A 21,047-nucleotide genomic window follows, 5' to 3' on the forward strand; every position below is an offset into this window, starting at 1 on the left:
CTCTTTCATATCTTCTCTACTCCATTATCTCATGGATTGTCTGAACAACCCTTTCCATATCACCCTGATCCATGGAAGGGAAGAGTGGGAGACTCAGGGCGTTTCGGGCGAATTCAAGGGCGTTCGGGGCCTTTGAAGGGCCGTAGTCGTATTCCATGGCATAGTAGGGCTGAAGGTGTATGGGCCAGTAGTGAACCTGGCAGCCAATGGATATATCCTTCAGCCTTAAATAGAGGTCATCCCTGTCAATGGGAGAGGTCTTTGTAAGGAGCAGGACGTAGAGATGCGGGCATGGGTCATGCCTCTCTTGCCATGTTGGGAGTTTAACCAATCCCTTTGACTCGAGATCCCTCAATGCACTGTTATAAAATGCAAAAATTTCCTGTCTCTTCTGCTTGATACCAGGGAGCCTTTTTATCTGACTCAGCCCGAGCGCGGCATGGATGTCGCTCAGGCGGAAGTTCAAAGAGAGCTCCTGCATCTCGTAGGCCCAGGGCATCCTGGGGATGTCCGTAACAAAATTTTCATGCCTTCTTTCTATCCCGTGTGTTGCAAGCATCTTCACACGTTCGGCCAGGCCATCGTCATTTGTAAGCACGACCCCGCCCTCGCCGCAGGTTATGGTCTTTACAGGGTGAAAGGAGAATATCGCAAGGTCGGAGTGGATGCACTCCCCGCAGTTGATCCATCTTTCATCGCAGAGGTATCTGGAGCCGATGGCATGGGCCGCATCTTCAATCACATGAAAACCAAAGCGCCCTGCCAGGTCCCAAATGGTCGGGAGAGCGGCCGGTATGCCTGCAAAATCCACCGCGACCACGACCTTTGGCGGTCCGGATTTAAGGCAGAACCTCTCCAGGGCCTCGGGGTCCATGCAGTATGCGCCCATTTCGATATCAACGAAATCCACCCTTGCGCCACAAATGGCCATGCAGTTTGCCGATGCCACGAAGGAAAGCGGCGTTGTAATTCCCAGGTCACCTTCTTTTATATCGAGCGCCCGGCAGGCAAGATACAGGGCCGCAGTGCCGTTTGACACGGCCACTGCATATCTTGCGCCGGTGAGTCTACACAGGGCCTCTTCAAAGGCGCTCACCTCCGGCCCTTGCGTCAGCCAGTCAGAGCGCAGGACCCTGGAGACCGCCTCTATGTCTTCTTCCGTGATGAAATGCCTGCCGTATGGAAGAAATTTCCTGCTCAAAGGCTGCCTTCCTGCTGCAGAAGAGACCTGAGCTCTTCGACTGTAAGCCATAGGTCGTTTGTATCGCTCGTGTACATAAAATTTTCTCGTACCGGTTTACCCTTTTTGGTTCCGCCGTTTGGATATACGATAAATATATCGTTAAATTTGAAGGTATGTCTGCCTTCGTCTTCGTTTATCAGGACCTCATGGAGCTTCTCCCCTGGGCGTATCCCTGTAATCCGTTGCTCGCATCCAGGGGCAATGGCCTCGGCCAGATCTGTTATCTTCATGCTAGGTATCTTGGGTATGAATATCTCGCCACCATCCATGAGCGCAAGGGCCTTCGTCACGAGGTTTACAGCCTGGTCAAGGGTGAGCCAGAAGCGTGTCATCCGTGGGTCTGTAATCGTTACGTAGCCGTTTTCTTTTTGACGCATAAAAACAGGTATGACGCTTCCCCTTGAGCCAAGGACATTGCCGTATCGGACGCAGGCGAAGCGGGTTGGTCTCTCGCCTGCATAGACGTTTGAGTGGATAAAGAGCTTGTCTGAGCAGAGCTTTGTGGCCCCATAGAGGTTTACCGGATATACGGCCTTGTCCGTGCTCAGGGCGATTACGCGGGGCACTGCGTTTTCAAGGGCTGCATCAATTACGTTGGTTGCGCCGATTATATTGGTCTTGACCGCCTCGAACGGGTTGTATTCACATGCCGGCACCTGTTTCATGGCGGCGGCATGGACGATCACATCCGCATTCCGCGCGGCCTTGATAAGGCGCTCCTTGTCCCGCACATCGCCTATGAAAAAGCGAAGTCTCGTGTCGTTTATTTCCTGTTGGATATGAAACTGCTTTAGTTCGTCGCGGCTGTATATCCTTATTGCCCTTGGGTGGTATTCGGAGAGCAGTTTTTTTACAAAGGCCTTTCCAAATGAACCCGTTCCACCCGTGATCAAAATGACCTTGTCGTCCCATTCGAACCCATTTTGCAGCTCGTATTTATCCATGCGTACCTCGCTAGAATTCAATCTTCTTTAATGGAATTAAGCAAAATTTGTACCAGGTTGCATGGATATTGTGTTTTTCTTTCTTACGCCGGCATGGGGCGGGCGGGCGGTTTGTCTCTTTAGCCGTTTTTACCCTGTCTGTCGCCTGTTTTATTACGTCGCGAGAGGCGGAGTCGCAACGAGCGCCAGAAGGTCGATGCGCGAGCAAATCGTATTAGCCGGCGATTGGTGAATTCATGCACCATCGCAGTCTCAAAATTCTGAAACCGTTTGAGATAGGCGTCGATCTTTTGTGACTGTATGTGTAACCCACTGATGCGCCCATAGTCGCATACGAGTTCGATAAAGAGTCTCCTGAGGCGTTTCGCCCCTTCGTCTTTCAGCATATATTCAGCCCGTTCAGTGGCGATGCGTGCCAGATCAAGGGTGCGGTCCAGCAGCCGTCTGATCTCTTTGGTGCCGTAAAATAACTTTAGATGTTTGAATTCCCTTAGGTGTAAGGCAGCGTTGACTTCCAGTAGCCGCCGCAGGTCTTTGGCTGCAGCGTCGGCCAGCCGTCTGTGTGAACGGCTAAATTGAATCGGCTCATCTATGGCGGCGATCGGCAAATGGGTGCGCAGATCTTCAAGATAGAGGCGGCGATCTCCACCGAAACCGGTTATCTGCCTTGTGACGGCGTTTCCCAATGAATCAGGATGGGAATCCTTTATGATCAGCGCCATTGAACGTAGAGGCTGTCGTATAGACAGGGGAAACCTGGAGAAGCGATAGCTTGCATGTGTCCCTGGTATCTGTCGGTAAGCTACGAGTTCTACACGCAAAGAAGGATCGTTTTCGAATACAGCCCTTGCCCGTTCAAATACATCCAGGGGCATTGCGGGTAAACCCAATTTGTCGAGTAATGTAGGGGGGTTGCTGTAGCCGCCGGCATGCAGAATGCGTTTGACAATATCCGCACAGTTAAAGTTGCTCCTGTCCCAACGTAGTTTGCCGCTCCTAAAACCATCTTCTATTTGGTTTGCTTCGTTCACCATGGCGTCTATGCGCCAGGGGGCGATCCCGCTGACCCTTAGACCGATATTTTCTCGACCGTAAGCCATGCCATAGGTATTGGTATGTATCTGAAGTGGAGATGGGCGGCATACGCCATATAAATAATCGGCAAGGCCCATATGCTGCAAAAAATTGGGGTCTACAGAGGGATCGGCAATGTAGTTGGCGCTGTAGACTGTGTCGTGGATTCGAATGGCTATGTGACCAAAGGGGTTTTCCAGTACAATTCGTTGTGGTTTTTGTGAGGTTGAATAGGAAAGAAGTAGCTCCAGTTCTGCCGGGACCTGTGCGTCCAGTTCCGCCAGCGTCTCGTTCATATTCAGGACAGGTGCCCCGTTTTCGACGCCGAAATCTGGTGGTGGTACTACTGGAACGAATGTCTCGTCCAGGGCAAATTCGGCGATCCTGGCGATATTGATGTTTTCTTTGAATTCCCTTTGGGCCTTGCGCATCGCATCCGCGCGTTTACGGTCGGCAAGGAGACTGTTTACCAATTTACCTGCGTGCTTAGGGTCAACGGCCTGTTCCGCCACACCGAGCCGAGTAAAAAGGGCTGCATTTTCTCGTTCATGGCCGCTGACCGCATCAATGAGGACGGTAGGCGTGCTCATGGCAAAGGCCTCTACAGGGGTCATACCGCCGGCCTTGGTAATCAGGATGTCTGCGGCCTTTACCCATGAGAGCAAGTCGTTGTGAGGTACCAGACCGAAGACGCGTATGATTATGCGTTCTGCCAGCCGTCCCTTAAGTTCGTTGAGCATGGCCTGTTGCCTGGTATTTTTGCCGCACACGGCTATAATTTGTATATGATCTTGATAACCCTCGGCAATGCCTTCTATTATGGCTGAATAATTGCTGACCCCTTCCTTGCCGGACGTAATCACTACGGTGGGCCAGTGCGCATACAGCCCTATGGCGTTTAAAATTGCCTCTCGACCCCTATCATCGTTGCAGATACATACCGGTAGACCACTGGTGACTACCTTTTCCGCCGGTACCCCTGCCGCCAGCCAGCGCGATTCCAGCTCGTGATGGGCAAGGAATGTACGATCAATACGCTTGGATATCCGCGGCAGATATCCTTCAAAGAAATCCGTGTGCAGCCAACCGATCCTAATATCTGTTAATAGACCCTTTTCGCGCAGATTTCCGAGCACCTGCGCCGATCCATAATGCGTGGCAAGGACAGCATCCGGCGCCAGATTTTTCAGGAATTCAAGGACCTTTTCTTCAGGGTAGTCGTTTGGTAGTTGCGATAGCGACAGCGCTGAATTTCCTCGCGCCTGCACGTTGTGAAAGAGGGCGTCGAAGCACTCCGGGAGGTTGGCTGCCACAAACCAATACAGCCTTTCGTCGATCCTGCGCCAGATTGGGTGCATGAACTCACGGATATCCTGGAGAAGTACCTGCGCCTTTGGGTTTAGTTTGGATATTTCCTCTTTAACGGCCTGCGCCGCGCTGATGTGTCCATAGCCTATGGAGGAATAAAATATGACGATCTTTCTATTTGGGTAAGCGCTCATCTTTGCCTCCAATGGATTATGTAACATAATATTTATTTTATTGCATTTTCTTCAAAGAAGATAGAAGCTTGAATCTGCGAGCTTACACTATAACCAACTTGTTTTTAACGGCTTTTTGTTTGTTTTAGGTGAATCGCCAAAGATTATTTGCGATAGAGATCTAGGGTCACCTGTCCAGGGTCCTAGATGTTTACGAAACGGCAGCTCAGGGAATTTGACTTGACGTTTGAGTGACTATTCGGGTAAGAAATAGAGAATAAAGTAAGTGGAGAAGAGAAATGAGGCTTACAAAGAAGCAAATCGTCTTGCGCTTAGTGATACCCCTGCTTGTCCTGGGGGGCGTAGCCTTTTATGTCTTTGGTATCTATAAAAGACCGTCCGGTAATGTCATAACCCTTTACGGCAATGTGGATATACGCCAGGTGAATTTGGCATTTGACGCATCGGGCAGGATAGAGCGGATGCTCGTGAAGGAAGGTGACGTTGTGAAATCTGGTCAGCTCCTTGCCGAGTTGGACGTCACGCGCTATGAGGCAAATCTGAAAAAGGCTGAGGCGCAGGTAGCCTCTCAAAAAGAGGTGGTTGCAGCCCTGCTTGCAGGCACGAGACATCAACAGATAGCGGCTGCCCGCGCCAGGGTGAGGAGGGCGGAGGTGGTGATGAGAGATGCGGAAGCCAATTATGGGCGTCTTAAGGGGCTGGTGGACAAGGGCCTTGTGTCAAAACAGGCATTCGACGATGCGGAGGCGAACTTCAAGGCGGCCAAGGCTGAATTGGACGCAGCCCATCAAGACCTTGACCTTGCCGTGGAAGGACCGAGAAAGGAAGACATAGCAGCTGCCAAGTCCACACTAAAGGCCTATGAGGCTGCACTTGATTATGCAAGGCGCGAATTTGAAGATACCAGACTCTATGCCCCATCCAGTGGGATTATTGAAAACCGCATCCTTGAGCCAGGCGATATGGTCTCACCGAATACCCCGGTCTTTACGCTTGCGCTTTTTGATCCTGTCTGGGTCAGGGCCTACATCGATGAGCCGGATCTCGGCAGGATCAGGCTTGGGATGCCTGCAGAGGTAACTACTGACAGTTTCCCTGGCAAAGTCTATAAGGGATGGGTAGGTTTTATCTCGCCTACTGCCGAGTTTACTCCAAAGCCAGTCGAGACGACTGAATTGAGAACCAAGCTCGTTTATCAGGTACGCGTGTTCGTGTCAAATCCACAGGGCGAGCTGCGCCTTGGTATGCCGGCCACGGTGAAGATTGTGTCTTCAGACGGTGCCGGGTCGAAAGGCACCGTTGCTGGAGAAAGCTAATAATTATGTCGGCCTTGGAAACCGTTCAAGCGTCAGGCAGTGTACCTGTTGAAAGACCTGCAGCGGCTGTTTCCATAAGGCATGTCAAAAAGATGTTCAAGGCTGGATCACGTATTATAACCGCCCTTGACGACCTGTGCATTGATGTGGCGCCTTCGTGTATCACGGGGCTTATAGGTCCTGACGGTGCGGGAAAGACCACGCTCATGCGTTTGATCCTTGGCCTCATTTTACCAGATGAAGGCGAGATAACGGTCTTTGGTACGGATGTAATAAAAGACCCAGGGGTGGTTCAAAAGGATGCTGGTTACATGCCACAGCGTTTCGGTCTGTATGAAGACCTGACGGTACTTGAGAATATGGAGCTCTACGGTGATCTCAAGGATCTCCCGGCCGATCAACGCAAAAAACGCTATGAAGACCTCTTTAAGATGTCAGGCCTTGCGCCATTTACATCCCGCCTTGCAGGGAGACTTTCGGGCGGCATGAAGCAGAAGCTTGGTCTCATATGTACCCTCCTGAGCAGTCCGCGACTCCTCATCCTCGATGAACCGACTGTTGGTGTGGACCCTTTGTCGCGCCGTGAGCTCTGGACGATAGTGAATCGCATGGTGGAGAAAGAGGGCATGACGGTCATTTTGAGCACGGCATATCTTGATGAGGCCGAGCGTTGTCAGGATGTGATACTCCTGCATGAAGGAAGGCTTATAAAGCAGGCTGAGCCAAAGGTCTTTACTGATATGATGGCAGGTCAGAGTTTTATGGTTACCGCACCGTCTCTTGGGAAGCGGGCGCTCAGGCAGCGGCTTTCTGGTATCAAGGGCGTAATCGACAGCACCATTCAGGCCGATGGGGTGCGGCTTGTAGTTAAAAAAGGCATGGATACAGCCGCTTCTGTGTCAGACGTCTGTCCACAGGCTAATGTCAGCCCTGTTCCGGCCCGTTTTGAAGACGCATTTGTCTTTCTTGTCCGGCAGAAAGAGATCCCGTCCTCCGTTGGTCCTCTGATGCGCGATGCCGGTCTTGATGTCTCTGCCGCCTCGGATGTCGCTAACGGCGTGATTGATGTCGAGATCCAGGCAGTCGAGTGTCAGCCGGAAGGCGCATCAAATTTGGATGATCTCCATGATGTGATTGTTGTGAAGGGTCTTGAGCGGTGGTTCGGCGGGTTTTGTGCGGTCAAAAACGTAAGTTTCTCAGTAAAAAAGGGCGAGATATTCGGGCTTTTGGGGGCAAACGGCGCTGGCAAATCCACCACCTTCCGGATGCTCTGTGGCCTTTTGCCGCCAAGTGACGGACACCTTGAGGTCGCAGGCGAGGATTTGAGGCGCGCCCCTGCCAGGGCCAGGGCGAAGATCGGCTATATGGCCCAGAAGTTTTCCCTCTATGTTAATCTCACCGTGGCCCAGAATCTGAATTTTTTTGCAGGGGTCTATGGTCTGAACGGGGCACGGAAGAAAGAGCGCATCAGCTGGGCGCTTGAGGAATTTGAGCTTGAGTCATATAAAGATACGACAAGCAGCGAGCTGCCGCTCGGCTACAAGCAGCGCCTTGCCCTAGCCGCGTCGCTTATGCACGAGCCGCATATACTCTTTCTGGATGAACCGACCTCCGGGGTTGACCCGATAGCCAGGAGGGAGTTCTGGACAAGGATCAACACCCTTGCCGAGAGCGGCGTGACCGTCCTTGTAACTACGCATTTCATGGAAGAGGCCGAGTACTGCGACAGGCTTGCCATCATGGCCCGGGGTGAGGTGTTGGCGCTCGGGGCGCCGGATGAGCTGAAGGCAAAATATCTCCCAGATATCAAGCATGCAACAATGGAGGAGGTATTTATTTCGATATTGGAGGGGAGGAGAGAGAATGTCCATTGATCGCGTAAGGCTCTTTGCTCTTATGAAAAAGGAGACGCTTCAGATCGTGCGCGATCCATCGAGCATAGCCATTGCTATTGTATTGCCAGTGGTGCTCCTCTTTATATTTGGTTATGGGGTTACTCTCGATGCGAGGCATGTCCCGATAGGGGTGGTGATCGATAACCCTGGGCCGGAGGCCGCTGATTTTGTAAGCGGACTCCGGCAGTCGGAGTATTTCGAGCCCATTGGATTTAGCTCTATAGGCGAGGCACAGCTGGCCATGATGAGGGGAAAGGTGGATTCAATCATCTGGTTCAAATCGGATTTCGCCAGAAAGATAAAGGAAAAGGATGCGTCTATAGGCGTCTTCGTAAACGGCGTCGACGCCAATACGGCGCGTCTGATTGAGGGATATCTTACAGGGGTTTGGGGACAGTGGCTTACGAGGCGCGCTCTGATGTCATTCGGTGCAGGCCTTGGTCAGGGGGCAGTGCTCGAATCAAGGATATGGTTCAATCCAGAGGTCAGGAGCAGAAACTACCTAGTCCCTGGGCTTATAGCGGTCATTATGACCTTGACCGGGGCGCTTCTTACGGCCATGGTTGTGGCAAGGGAGTGGGAACGGGGCACAATGGAGGCCCTGATGTCAACTCCTGTCACGATAGCCGAGATATTGGTCGGCAAGGTCATCCCCTATTTTATGCTCGGCATGGGCGGTATGGGGCTTTCAGTCTTGATGGCCGTATATCTGTTTAATGTCCCGTTTTATGGTTCATACGTCGTGCTTTTTATTGCGTCGTCTCTCTATCTCCTCGCCGCGCTCGGCATGGGGCTCTTGATCTCGACCGTAGCGAGGAGTCAGTTCGTCGCCGGTCAAATGGCGATCATTGCAACCTATTTACCCGCATTCATCCTCTCCGGTTTCATCTTTGACATACGGAGCATGCCGTTTCCCATCAGGGTCATAACACATGTGATCCCTGCAAGGTATTTCGTATCGATACTCCAGACCGTCTTTTCAGCAGGGGATGTCTATCCGGTCATATTTGCAAACGCCGCAGCCCTTGTAGTTATAGCGTCTTTTTTTATGGGTGTTGTGGCGATAAAGAGCAAAAAGCATCTGAGGTAGGAAAACATGTTGGCTAGGGTTATATCACTCGTGATAAAGGAATTTCTGGCCCTTTTAAGGGACAAACAAGGCAGATTCGTCTTGATCGGTCCGCCTGTCATTCAGCTTATCGTCTTTGGCTATGCCGCTACATTTGATCTTAAAGACGTCCCCTATGCGATCTATGACGAAGACAGGAGTCCTGCATCCAGAGAGCTTATAGCGCATTTCGATGGCTCAAGGGCCTTTGAAAAGGTGGCCTATATCCTGGACGAGGGGTCCATCAGACCCATTATAGACGATCAGAAGGCGTTGATGGTCCTTCATATAGGGAGGAACTTCGAGCGTGATCTCTTGGAGAGGCGTCCTGCGCCGGTCCAGGTGATAATCGACGGCCGTAATTCCAACACCGCCATGCTGGCCCTGAATTATGTAAACGAGATAGTGGCCAGGTTCAATGAGGATCTGGCGATGCGATATGGCATTGGCGGTGCACCTGTCCGGCTCGATATCCGCGCTTGGTTTAATGAGAATCTTGAGAGCAGGTGGTTCATAGTCCCGGGAATCGTCGGTCTCTTGACCTTGGTAGTGACGCTTATAGTGACTGCCCTTTCCATAGCTAGGGAGCGGGAGGCCGGTACCTTTGATCAGCTTCTGGTCACCCCCTTGAACCCGTTTGAGATTCTCCTTGGAAAGACCATTCCAGGCATGATAATTGGCCTTATTGAAGCGAGTTTTATTATACTTGTGACGGTTTACTGGTTTGACATCCCTCTGAGGGGCAGCGTCATCGCCCTTTATCTTGGGCTCGGTCTCTTTATTTTATCTGCAATAGGTGTAGGTCTTATGATCTCATCCTTTGCTGTGACCCAGCAACAGGGGCTTCTGGGTGCGTTTTTGTTTCTGGTGCCGGCTGTGACGCTGTCCGGCTTTGCGACACCCATCGCCAATATGCCGGTCGTCGTGCAGAAATTGACACTCATAAACCCGTTTCGATATTTTCTAGTGGTGGTCCGGGAGGTCTTTCTGGAAGGGGCTGGGGCCAGACTTTTGGTCAATCAATACTGGCCCATGGCGGTCATTGGGCTCGTAACCCTTTTTACTGCCGCATTGATGTTCAGACATAGGATGTATTAGGCCTGTATCTTATCCAGCATCGCGGCCAAGTCTTCCATCCGATATGGTTTGGGCAGGGCCGCTGCAAAGCCATATTCCTTATAATTAGACATAATCGGATCCTGTGAGTAGCCGCTCGACACGACGCCCTTGCACCCAGGATCTATCTTTAACAATTCGGGCATGGTCTCTTTTGCGCCCATGCCGCCTAGGACCGTGATGTCCATGATGACCGCACTCACTGGGCGGCCTTCATTCATTGCGGCTTTATAGAGGTCGACAGCCTGTCTCCCATCTCGTGCCGTCAAGACCTGATATCCCATGTCTTCAAGGAGTATTTTGGCCAGTTCGAGGATCATCTCGTCGTCATCCATGAGTATGAGCCTCCCGTCCCTTTTTGTGTGCTCGCTTGGTCCGACATGTAGGGTATGACCCAAGGCATGCCCTGATGATGCAGGTAGATAGATTGTAAAGGAGGCACCTTTGCCTTTGTTTGAACTGACCGTTATGTGCCCGCCGTGCCTTGTAACTATGGAGCGAGTCACCGCGAGACCAAGGCCGCTCCCCTCCGTCTTGGTGGTGAAATAAGGCTCAAAGATACGGTCAAGGATGTGTTGTGGTATTCCTGGGCCACTATCCTCGATCGTCAGCTTTACATAACGTCCTGGTGCAAGCGGTATATCCTTTTCTCCTTCGCACCCAGTCTCGTTTGTATACTCGAGATTCTCGGCCCTGATAGTGATGAGGCCGTTGTTTTTCATGGCCTGTCTGGCATTTAAAACAATGTTTTGGATGACTTGGCTGATCTGACGTTTGTCAACGCTGGCCAGCCAGAGGTTCGGGGCGAACTCGTAGTGGCATATAATGCTGGCGCCGCTCAATACAAATCCGGCTGTGTCCTTTACTATTTCCTCAAGAGAGGCGTCTTCTTTCACCGGCTCACCGCCCTTGGCGAAGGTCAGGAGCTGATGCGTAAGGCCTACGGCCCTTTCGGCTGCCTTGAGGGCTGGCCTAAGCAGCTTTTCAAGCCTCTGTGGTTCATTTATGTGGCTCAGGGCGGCGCTGATGCCTGAGTGTATCGGGGTCAGGATGTTGTTGAAGTCGTGTGCTATACCGCCTGCCAGCAGGCCCACTGATTCAAGTTTTTCAGCAATTAAGGCCTGTTCGACTAGACGGTTGTGTTCAGTTATGTCCCTGAAGACGAACACCGTTCCGATTGCGCAACTCGAGCTGTCCAGTATGGGCGAACAGGCGTAGGCGCAGTCGAATCCACCCCTTGTTTTTGGTACGAGACTTTCCCTGCCGCGGCTTTCTATGAGTCTGTTCTGTGTCAGCGCATCCCTGACTGGATCGATATTATGCCCGTTTTCATCATTGATGGTGAATATCTCGCCGATCTCTTTTCCGATGGCCTGGACATGGCTAATCCCCAGGAGTCTTTCGGCCGTCTTGTTTATGAGGGTAACTTTTGACGAAAGGTCTGTGGAGATAACACCGTCGCCCATGCAGCGGATGGTGACAGTCAGGCGTTCCTCGTTCAGTTGTGAGGCCTTGAGCGCCTCGTCCCTCTCGGCCCCCCTTTCCTTTATGATCTCCAATTGCCTTACTATTTCGGCCATATTTTCCTTGACCCTGCCTACCATTCCTTCAAAGGCGGCCTTCAGCACCCCGATCTCCATAGGGAAACGGCCTTCTATCTCGACCCCGTAGTTGCCCTTGGAGATCTCCATCGCATAGACCGAGAGGGAGATGAGCGGTGCTATGATAAAGCGATGCACTGCGAGCGCAAGAAGGGCGGCCAGCGCGAAGGCCGCTGTAATGGCAGCGAGGCTGATCTCCGTGAAGCGCTTGTGCAGGGCATGGATATCGTCAATATTGACCCCTATCCCGACATATGCCTGCCATGGCGGGTAATATCTGAGACAGGCTATCTTCTTTGTGCCGTGCACCGTATAGGTTGCGACCCCCCTTGCCTTGCCGTCCATCTCATTTAAGAGCCCCCGGACCACGCCGTTCTGACTTTTCAGGTCCTGGATGTCATTGCCTATAAGGACGGTGCCGTCTTTGGTTATTACTAGCGCAGTGCCGGGGACGATATAGGTTTTTGACGAGAGATCTCTGGAGAGGTCGCGCAGGCTGCCAGCCTTTAATGTTGCCAGGTGTTCAGGGCTGTCGTCAAGGCCAAGGATGCGCAGTTCCTCATAACGTTGGTCGATTTTGTTTAGGCTACCATCTATCCTTTCGAAGATTCCCTCTGTTGCCAGGTTGAACGCAAGGTCGTGCAGGGACCCTTCGGCCACGAAGAATATGGGCAGGGCCGTTGCTGAGGCGAATAAAAGCCCGAACAGAAAGGAGAGCGTGCGAAGGGACTTGACGGCCATGGCAATTACCTGATGACGAGATCGGCGGTCTCGAGGGCTTGGAGGTCAATCGGGATGAGGAACATCTTGGACGCAGTGAGGTTTATGAATAGCATTTGCCTTGCGGCCTCCGGTGCGATTTCCCCGGCTTTGGTGCCCGTTAAGATCCTGGCGGCCATGAGACCCGCCCGGAATCCGCAGTATGAAAAGGGGTTGAAGTAACCTGCCAGTGTCGCCTTTTCTTTAGCAAGCCTCTTCTTGAGCGCCGTTTCGTCCACGTCAAAGGCGTAGGCTGTGACTATTGGGACTCCTAGCTCGTTAAGTTCCTTTACATATCTCATGCCGCCGACAAGATAGCAGACGGCCTGGACATCGCTGCGCCTTATCACCCTTGTCACTTCGTTCATGCCCTTCGCAATGTCTGGGTAGATTACTTTGACTGCGCCGGTCTCGGTGACGGCTTCAAAGGCCTTTTTGTAGGAGAGGTCTGCTGGGATGCGGGAATCATACACATAGGCCATGCGTTTTAGACCGGGGATGAGCGCCATTGCCAGGCGCAGGACTTTGCCGGGTGGATACATGAGATAGACGCCGGTTATGTTCAAGCCGGATGGATGGCTAAGGCCGGGTACCAGTTCCAGAGCCACGCTGTCCAGTACCGGGACAAATATTTGCGGGGTGTCCGAGCCTTTCAGGGCCTGTTTTACATATAGAGAGACCCAGCCGCAGGTGACGAAGAGGGCCGCTTTTTTCTTATAGCGCTTCACAGCGTCCAGCACCTCAGGAACCGAACGTTCATCCTTCCATCTGGTAAGGATGTCGATATAGATCACATCCCTGCCCTCCCTTAACCCCTGTGATGCCATGGCCTTTTTAAATCCGTCCACAACGCCTTGAAAGGCCATAGGTTCTATGGGATAGCGGATTATGACCACCTGTTTTATATCTTCGTCCGCCGCGATAATGGGTTGAGAAAGGAATAGGACAGTGGCGGCAAAGGCAAGGAGGAATATGAATCTTTTCATGTCTCCGTCCTGGTTAATAGAGGCCTATATGCCTTTAAGGCCGTATATACGATTGTGTTTTGCGCTGCTGCAAGAGGCCTTAGGCCTGCCCCTTTGCATAATCTTTAGCGAAATATGTTATTATGATGTCGGCGCCTGCCCGTCGGATGCAGGTCAGTGATTCATCTATGGCCCTTGCCTCGTCTATCCAACCCGATCGGGCCGCTGCCTTGATCATCGAGTATTCGCCGCTTACTTGATAGGCCGCTATGGGCAGTGTGAATTCCTGTCTCAGGAGGTGGATTATGTCAAGATAGGGCATGGCCGGTTTGACCATGAGGATGTCAGCGCCCTCTTCAAGGTCCAACATGGCCTCGCGAACGGCTTCTCTCTGGTTTGGCGGGTCCATTTGATAGGAGCGACGGTCTCCGAATTGTGGGGCGCTGTCAGCCGCCTCACGGAACGGACCATAAAAGGCGGAGGCGTATTTGACTGCATAGGACATGATAGGGATGTGTTCAAAGCCATTTTCATCCAAGGCCTCTCTTATCGCCCCGATCCTGCCATCCATCATGTCGGATGGTGCAACCATGTCGGCCCCAGACCTTGCATGGGAGAGGGCGATCTTTGCGAGAGATTCGAGTGTTGCGTCGTTTTCCACCCCGTCTTTGGATACGACGCCGCAGTGGCCGTGCGATGTGTATTCGCACATACATACATCGGTTATCACCACAAGGTCGGGAGCTGCTTTTTTTATGGCTGGCACAGCCTTTTGAACGGTGCCGTGCTGCGACCAAGCCTCTGTCCCCCTTGAATCTTTGTGTTCAGGTAGGCCGAAGACTATGACCGCAGGTATCCCGAGGTCGAGTATCTCTTTTGCCTCTTCGGCGGCCTTGTCCACAGAGAGGTGGAAACAGCCTGGCATGGCGTTTATCTGTTCCTTGATCCCGCTCCCAGGGATGATAAAGAGCGGATATACAAGATGTTTTACGCTCAATTCCGTCTCGCGCACCATGGCGCGCAGGGCCTCGCTACGCCGCATCCTCCTTGCCCGATACTCAGGAAACATCATGGCAACCACCTCTCTAATATCTCGATAACCCTTTGATCTGAAAAGGGTTCTTCCAGGCAGCCGCAGCAACCTGCATCTTTGAAGCGCTCCCGTTCCTGTGTCGATGCCTCAGTACAGATGATGATTACAGGTATGTCTTTGGTATTCGCCGATTGCTTTAGGAGTACACTGAAGGAAAGGGCATCCAATACGGCTGCATTTCTCCTTATAACTATGAGGTCGGGGAGTTTTTCGACAGCCAAATCAAGCGCCTCCTGGCCGTCTTCAGCAAGTATGAGCCTCAGTTTAAGCCTTTCGGCAGCCGTTTGGAACTGTCTTCTTATCCTCTCGGATGTGTCGGCAAGCAGTATAGTTTGATTTTGTTTCACATCGCCTCGCTTTTTTGCGGTGAACGATAACTTGCACGGATGAGTCTATTGATATAGGATTCGATGCCCTTCACCGCCTCGGCTGGAATGCTGAAATTTTCCTGGCCGGTCTTCTCTTTGATGAGCGTCAGACCGTATTCCAGGATATTGCATATAGTTTCGCACGCTGTGCGTAGGTTTTCTGGGTCATCAAGGCAGCCTTCAATCAGCGCATCAATCGCCTCTTCTTCGAAGATGATTTTTATGCCGCATCTGTCAAAAAAGGCGTCTTCGTAGCCTTTTATCTGCTCAATCCGGGAAAGGATTGTTTCTTGGGCCGCATCTAGGCACATGTCTTGCTCCAGGATCAGACGGTTTATCATCTTTAGCCTGTTTGGGTTGAAGGGCACATCCGTATTTCGCCAGCACCTCGACACATCCACTTCAATGCGCTCCATGAGGTCTCTTTTTTCGGCATCCACTATCTCCTCATATCTCTTGATAAGTGAGTGGTCATAGGGGTGAGACAGGAGGCCCTTCAGGGCAGTTTCTGGATCTTTGACCAGCTCTTCGGTTACGAGCAAGAATTTGATCTCGGTGGACGGCAATGTTTTTTCAAAGGGCATAAGGGCCTTTTCCATGACGCTTACCAGCGCCCTGGCCCCGGTGTGCTCTTGATATGCCTGGGCGGCAAGCAGCCTCAGGGCGTCGTCTTCAAACCTGAGATCTATACCGTAGATCTTGAAATCCTGTTTTTTCCCTCTGACGACCGCACTTTCAGGATTTTTGAGTATCTGATAGAGATCGTCCTCGCTCAATTCATGGAGTACGGCTACAACAGGAAAACGGCCTATAAACTCCGACTCGAATCCGTATTCGATAAGATCCTGCGGTTTGACAAAATCCAGCCAGTATTCGTCGTCTTTTATGCAGATATCCGCACCAAAACCGATACCCTGTCTGGTGAGTCTCTTTTTTATAATCTCCGAGAGCCCTGAGAAGGCGCCGCTTGCAATAAAAAGGACATCGCGGGTATTTAAGGTCTTCTTTTCCCTCTTGCCAGTCTGTCTGTATCTCTCTATGGCCTCTATCTGGGAGATGGGATCATGTGGTACGCGCAGATCGACCTCGGTCTCTTCGAGGGGTTTAAGCAAGGCCCTCTGGACGCCGGCGCGCGAGATATCAGGTCCATGTACATTAGGCGACGATGCTATCTTGTCTATTTCATCTATATAGACAATGCCACACTGAGCTAGCTCTATGTCACCATCGGCCTCTTGGACAAGGTCGCGGACAAGGTCTTCGACGTCGCCCCCGACATAGCCTGTTTCGCTGAATTTGGTGGCGTCTCCCTTGACGAAGGGCACGCCCAAGCGATCTGCTATGAGCTTTATAAGGAATGTCTTTCCTGAGCCAGTAGGACCGATGAGTATGATATTGTTTTTTATGTTGCCGGGCCCATGCGCCTGTACGCTTTTGCCCATCTTTCTTAGGTATTCTATGCGATTGAAGTGGGTGCAGATCTTGGTCGCTAGGATGGCCTTAGCCTTTTCCTGTCTTACGACGAACCTGTTGAGCCAGGCCTCCAACTCCTCGGGCTTGAGGTTGAAGTGTATCTTATGTCCGCCATGCACACCCCTTCCCGTCCCATCGGAAAGTCTTTTGTGGTCAAGTTCTTCTGGCAAGAGCATGTGTGATATCACGCGGACCTTGCCGCCGTATCGTTTTGAGAGATAGTCGCTTATTTCTTTCTCTAGGTCTTTTTGGGACGGGACTTCCCTTGCCGCCGTTTCTTTAGTGGTGTCGCTGTGCATTGGTTCTTCTTTAGGACCCAGATCGTTTTTTTGATTATCCATAATTAATTATATTTTTAATGGCAGTTAGACAGGCTGTAAAGTAGACAACTGCTGCTTAACAATTAATCCATCGTCTTGTTTTTGACAAGGCCGTCTAGGGAAGGGCGATGAGCCTTATTATTTTCATCTATAAAACCGTATTGAAAGTTGAATTTATTTGACATAAAATTCGTTATATATTGAAAATAATTTCATAAATAAATTCAAATTATTTTAAGCTGTAAACTGAGAATTATGAAAGGCATCCGATGCCCCCGAGTTGCATATCTACTTTTCACAATGGTCTTTGTTCTCTCTATCTATATCGGGTGCAGTAAAGATAAAGATAAAGAATCGAGACAAGACCAAGAAAAAAACAAAGGCGTCATACGACTTGACAAGCTCTCCGCCCTTCCTGAGAAAAACAGCACAGGCGGCCCGCAACCCCTGAGGGTCGCGGTTGCCGCCATTATCTCGCCGGAAGGGACTGTTGAGTCCTACAAGCCGCTTTTAAAATATCTTGGAAAGGTCACTGAAAGACCTGTCAAACTTATACAGCGGCGCACTTACTGGGAGGTAAATGAGCTGATCGCAAAAGGCAGGGTCGATCTTGCCTTTGTCTGCACAGGGGCCTATATCCAGCAAGGCAGCGACAAAAAGATGTCCCTGCTGGTTACGCCTCAGATAAAAGGCAAAGTGACCTACCGTGCAGTCATAATCGTGCCCTCCGCGTCGAAGGCGAGGACATTTATGGACCTCAAGGGAAGTGTCTTTGCCTTTACTGACCCCCTTTCCAATACGGGATATCTCTACCCTGCATATCTGATCAAAAAGGCCTGTTATAAGCCTGAGGATTTTTTTAAACGCACCTTTTTCACCTACAGCCACGACCGCTCCATACAGGCCGTGGCCCAAGGGCTTGCGGATGGGGCGTCTGTGGATGAAATCGTCTATGAAAACGCCATAAACAAAGACCCAGGCATAGCAAAAAAAATCCGCATCATACTTACCTCGCAGGAGTTCGGAATGCCGCCGGTCGTAGTGCCGCGCGAGCAGAACCCAACGGAAACAAAGAGATTAAAAGACATCTTTCTCCGCATGCACAAAAACAGAGACGGCAAAACCGCCCTCTTTGCCCTGGGTATTGAGAAATTTGTCGAGCCAAGGCCTGCCATCTACGAGGCCTTTTGCATAGACTACAAAGACCAGCCATGCAAAAAATAGCCACACAAAACGATCGGGATGCAGCCATTCCTGGAAAAACACACTTATCTTCCAGACTTTCCTTTTTCTGGAAAATGGCGGATGCCGTGCCTTTGAATCTAAAGATCATTGGCATGGTCGTGGGCACCGCCATACTCATCGGGACCTTTACCACACTTCAGGTCTATCGGGCCATGGAGCAGGAGTCATACAGACAGCTACGGGAGATGAGCCGCTCCATAGCAAGGGAGCTTGCAGCCAGGAGCCAGGATTATATCCTCTTAAACGACATGTTCGGCCTTACCCGTATGCTCAAGGATGCTGTAAGGAACCTGCCGGACCTCCGTTATGCCTTTATTGTCTCTCCAAACAAGGAGGTCCTTGCGCATACCTTTGAAGGCGGGTTTCCGCTGGATCTTTTAAGGGTGGAGCATGACGCCCAGGCAGGCGTTGGGACCAAAATGCTTCAAACAAATGAAGGGCTGGTATTGGATTCATCCGCCCCCATACTTAACGGGGACATAGGGGTTGTTCGTGTGGGGGTTTCAGGGAAGGGCTCTGAAGACGCCATTACAAGGCTTATAAAGGCCCTCGTCTTTACGACACTGGGCGTGATAGTGCTTGGGATCGCCTTTTCAGGGCTTCTCACATGGGTGATTACAAGACCTGTCATGATCTTGCTGAACGCCACGCGCATCCTCACAGAGGGTGATTTTTCAGTAAGGGCGCAAAAAAATTCCGGAGACGAGATCGGCCAGCTCACATCGGCCTTCAATCAGATGGCAGCAAAACTCGAAATGGCTGAAAGGGAGCGGCTCGAAAGGGAAGGGATAAGAGAGGAACTCCTTCAAAAAATCATCACCGCCCAGGAAGAAGAGAGAAAGCGCATAGCAAGGGAGCTTCACGACCAGGTCGCCCAGTCTCTTGCGTCTCTGATGCTGGAGCTTAAATACCTCGAGCAGACGCAAGAGCGCAGGCTCATAACAGAGAGCATCAAGCGTCTGAGGGCCACCCTTGTCAGCGAACTTGAGTCGATCCATAACATAGCCGTTGAGCTTAGACCGTCGGTCCTGGACGACATGGGGATCACCGCGGCTCTTGAGATGTATGCGGATAAATTCATGGCAAAATACGGGATCAAGGTGGAACTCTACATATACGGGCTTAAAGACATACGCCTTGAGTCCTATATCGAGACAAGCCTCTATCGCATAGTACAGGAGGCCCTTACGAACGTCGCCCGCCACTCAAAGGCGGATGCGGTGACTGTCATAATAGAATTGATCAACGGAGAGATAAGGGGTATTCTGGAAGATAATGGGGTTGGATTCGACATGGTGGCAAAGACCAGAAACAGACTTGGCATCTACGGCATGGAAGAGAGGACAAAACTCCTCGGAGGTGAATTTAAGGTTGAATCCGAGCCTGGCCAGGGCACGATGGTGACGTTTACCATACCCGCGGGTGTCTCAAGCGAATCGCCTCGATGAAAAAGACGCGGGTAATAATAGTAGATGACCACACGCTGCTCCTTGCAGGACTCAAGATGCTCATTGACGCGCAGGAAGACATGGAGGTGGTCGGAGAGGCGACGGAGGCCCATGGCGCTATCCAGGCCGTGACAGAACTCAAGCCTGATTGCGTTCTGCTTGACATATCCATCCCTGGTGCAAGCGGGATTGAAATACTCCCTAAGCTACGCGAAAATTCCCCCGAATCGCGCATAATCATGCTCACCATGCACGAAAATCAGCAATACCTTGAGCGAGCCATGGATGGCGGGGCCGCGGGGTTCCTCCTCAAAAAAGCCATGGACGAAGACCTGATTTACGCCATAAGATCAGTGACAAGGGGAGAGATGTATATCTCTCCGAGCATGTTAAAAGGGCTGGTCGGAAAGATGGCGAAAGGACCTTCAAAGACCGGCGCAACCCTTGAGGACAAGGAGACCAGACTCTGGGAAGGCCTGAGCCCAAGGGAAAAAGAGGTAATGGAGAACGTCGCCAGGGGCTTTACATGCAGGGAGATCGCCGAGCTCTATAACCTCAGCGAAAAGACTGTAACTACATACCGGTCAAGGGCCTTCATAAAACTGGGTCTCCAGAGCCGGTCCGAGCTCGTGGCCCTGGCGTTGAAACTTGGCATCCTGAAAAAAGACGATGAGATGTAATCATTTTCCCTACAAATATCTCTTAAACATAGACATTATCCTGACATAACCCCGCAAGTCCCTTCCTTTAATTCCTACAAAAGTATCAAGCTTTCCCCGCTTATTTTTTTATTCAACAACCCTATTATTCCATATCATGATTACAAAATCATACGAGGGGGCTGTGAATGGCCATAATTGACATCGAACCTCAGGAAGAAATACGGCAAAGGATGATGAATGATCTCAAACGCGCCCTTAAAAAACCCATGAATAAAAGGCACTGGGTCATGGTGATCGATCTGGGAAAATGCGTCGGATGCCACGCCTGCACCACGGCGTGCGTGGCTGAAAATCACCTGCCGCCAGGGATTGTTTACCGCCCGGTCATGGAAAAGGAGATAGGCCGGTATCCAAATGTCAGAAAGACATTTCTGCCAAGGCCCTGCATGCAGTGCGACAATCCGCCCTGTATCAAGGTCTGCCCGGCAAGCGCCACATGGAAACGGCCGGACGGCATAGTCGAGATCGACTATGACAAATGTATCGGCTGCCGTTATTGCATAAACGCCTGCCCATATTCTGCCAGGACCTTTGACAAGGGTTTTTATTATTGCGACGACACGCCCTTTGTCCCTGACTATGAAAAACTGCCTTCCTTTGAATACGGCAAGGAATGGCCGAGAAAGAACAGGGATGACTCCCCTGTCGGCAACGCGCGGAAATGCACCTTTTGCCTGCATCGGGTTGAAAAGGGCATCCTGCCCGCCTGTGTCACCACATGCCTTGGAGACGCCACCTACTTCGGCGATTCCAACGACCCAGACAGCCTGGTCTCCGCGCTGCTCGGCTCGCCGAGGCTCATGAGGTTGAAAGAGGAATTCGGCACCCATCCAAGCACATTTTACCTGGTCTAAT

16 protein-coding genes are annotated in these 21,047 nt (G+C 51.4%); 8 read left to right on the forward strand and 8 right to left on the reverse strand.

What is annotated here, in order from left to right; all coding sequences use genetic code 11:
- Nucleotides 1-16: 16 nt before the first annotated feature.
- The 3 genes from pseC to LGS26_RS05280 all read right to left on the reverse strand — a co-directional run bounded on the left by pseC (nt 17) and on the right by LGS26_RS05280 (nt 4,763).
- Nucleotides 17-1,201 carry a UDP-4-amino-4,6-dideoxy-N-acetyl-beta-L-altrosamine transaminase gene (gene pseC / locus LGS26_RS05270; RefSeq protein WP_237887622.1) on the reverse strand — a complete coding sequence of 395 codons (1,185 nt, stop codon included), beginning with the start codon at nt 1,199-1,201 and terminating at the stop codon, nt 17-19.
- Nucleotides 1,198-2,187 (reverse strand): UDP-N-acetylglucosamine 4,6-dehydratase (inverting), encoded by a 990-nt coding sequence (gene pseB, locus LGS26_RS05275; RefSeq protein WP_237887624.1) that lies wholly within the window; start codon nt 2,185-2,187, stop codon nt 1,198-1,200. Before pseB ends, pseC begins: the two co-directional genes overlap by 4 nt.
- A gap of 119 nt (nt 2,188-2,306) precedes the next feature.
- The gene (locus tag LGS26_RS05280) at nt 2,307-4,763 is read right to left on the reverse strand and encodes an MGDG synthase family glycosyltransferase (protein WP_237887625.1); all 2,457 of its coding nucleotides are present in this window, start codon (nt 4,761-4,763) and stop codon (nt 2,307-2,309) included.
- 278 nt (nt 4,764-5,041) lie between these two features.
- Between LGS26_RS05280 and LGS26_RS05285 the strand changes: the two genes are divergently transcribed.
- The 4 genes from LGS26_RS05285 to LGS26_RS05300 are packed head-to-tail and all read left to right on the forward strand — an operon-like array spanning nt 5,042 to nt 10,180.
- Nucleotides 5,042-6,079 carry an efflux RND transporter periplasmic adaptor subunit gene (locus tag LGS26_RS05285; RefSeq protein ID WP_237887627.1) on the forward strand — a complete coding sequence of 346 codons (1,038 nt, stop codon included), beginning with the start codon at nt 5,042-5,044 and terminating at the stop codon, nt 6,077-6,079.
- Between the two features lie 5 nt (nt 6,080-6,084).
- A complete protein-coding gene (locus LGS26_RS05290) occupies nt 6,085-7,953 on the forward strand; it encodes an ATP-binding cassette domain-containing protein (RefSeq protein WP_237887629.1) in 1,869 nt (622 codons plus the stop codon).
- The gene (locus tag LGS26_RS05295) at nt 7,943-9,064 is read left to right on the forward strand and encodes an ABC transporter permease (RefSeq protein WP_237887631.1); all 1,122 of its coding nucleotides are present in this window, start codon (nt 7,943-7,945) and stop codon (nt 9,062-9,064) included. Before LGS26_RS05290 ends, LGS26_RS05295 begins: the two co-directional genes overlap by 11 nt.
- A 6-nt stretch (nt 9,065-9,070) precedes the next feature.
- Nucleotides 9,071-10,180: an ABC transporter permease gene (locus tag LGS26_RS05300; protein ID WP_237887633.1), complete on the forward strand. Its 1,110-nt coding sequence runs from the start codon at nt 9,071-9,073 to the stop codon at nt 10,178-10,180.
- On the opposite strand, the gene LGS26_RS05305 is transcribed toward LGS26_RS05300, so the two are convergent.
- From LGS26_RS05305 to LGS26_RS05325, 5 genes are all read right to left on the reverse strand, one after another.
- Nucleotides 10,177-12,540 (reverse strand): ATP-binding protein, encoded by a 2,364-nt coding sequence (locus tag LGS26_RS05305; RefSeq protein WP_237887635.1) that lies wholly within the window; start codon nt 12,538-12,540, stop codon nt 10,177-10,179. The genes LGS26_RS05300 and LGS26_RS05305 overlap by 4 nt on opposite strands.
- A 5-nt stretch (nt 12,541-12,545) precedes the next feature.
- The gene (locus LGS26_RS05310; RefSeq protein WP_237887637.1) at nt 12,546-13,544 is read right to left on the reverse strand and encodes an ABC transporter substrate-binding protein; all 999 of its coding nucleotides are present in this window, start codon (nt 13,542-13,544) and stop codon (nt 12,546-12,548) included.
- Between the two features lie 79 nt (nt 13,545-13,623).
- A complete protein-coding gene (gene hemB, locus LGS26_RS05315; protein WP_237887639.1) occupies nt 13,624-14,595 on the reverse strand; it encodes a porphobilinogen synthase in 972 nt (323 codons plus the stop codon).
- Nucleotides 14,592-14,963: a response regulator gene (locus LGS26_RS05320; RefSeq protein WP_237887641.1), complete on the reverse strand. Its 372-nt coding sequence runs from the start codon at nt 14,961-14,963 to the stop codon at nt 14,592-14,594. The genes hemB and LGS26_RS05320 overlap by 4 nt, the downstream gene beginning before the upstream one ends.
- A complete protein-coding gene (locus tag LGS26_RS05325) occupies nt 14,960-16,798 on the reverse strand; it encodes an AAA family ATPase (RefSeq protein WP_237887643.1) in 1,839 nt (612 codons plus the stop codon). Before LGS26_RS05325 ends, LGS26_RS05320 begins: the two co-directional genes overlap by 4 nt.
- 234 nt (nt 16,799-17,032) lie before the next feature.
- Here LGS26_RS05325 and LGS26_RS05330 point away from each other — a divergent pair, with 234 nt between their 5' ends.
- From LGS26_RS05330 to LGS26_RS05345, 4 genes are all read left to right on the forward strand, one after another.
- The gene (locus LGS26_RS05330; RefSeq protein WP_237887645.1) at nt 17,033-18,001 is read left to right on the forward strand and encodes a substrate-binding domain-containing protein; all 969 of its coding nucleotides are present in this window, start codon (nt 17,033-17,035) and stop codon (nt 17,999-18,001) included.
- Complete coding sequence (locus tag LGS26_RS05335) at nt 17,965-19,470, forward strand: ATP-binding protein (RefSeq protein WP_237887647.1); 1,506 nt, start codon at nt 17,965-17,967, stop codon at nt 19,468-19,470. Before LGS26_RS05330 ends, LGS26_RS05335 begins: the two co-directional genes overlap by 37 nt.
- Entirely contained in the window at nt 19,467-20,150 is a 684-nt protein-coding gene (locus LGS26_RS05340) for a response regulator transcription factor (RefSeq protein ID WP_237887649.1), read from the forward strand. Before LGS26_RS05335 ends, LGS26_RS05340 begins: the two co-directional genes overlap by 4 nt.
- A gap of 167 nt (nt 20,151-20,317) precedes the next feature.
- On the forward strand, nt 20,318-21,046 hold the full coding sequence (locus tag LGS26_RS05345; protein ID WP_237887651.1) for a 4Fe-4S dicluster domain-containing protein: 729 nt from the start codon (nt 20,318-20,320) through the stop codon (nt 21,044-21,046).
- The last annotated feature ends 1 nt before the right edge of the window (nt 21,047 follow it).

It is taken from the genome of Dissulfurimicrobium hydrothermale, from assembly GCF_022026155.1.
GTDB classification, from domain to species: Bacteria; Desulfobacterota; Dissulfuribacteria; order Dissulfuribacterales; family Sh68; genus Dissulfurimicrobium; species Dissulfurimicrobium hydrothermale.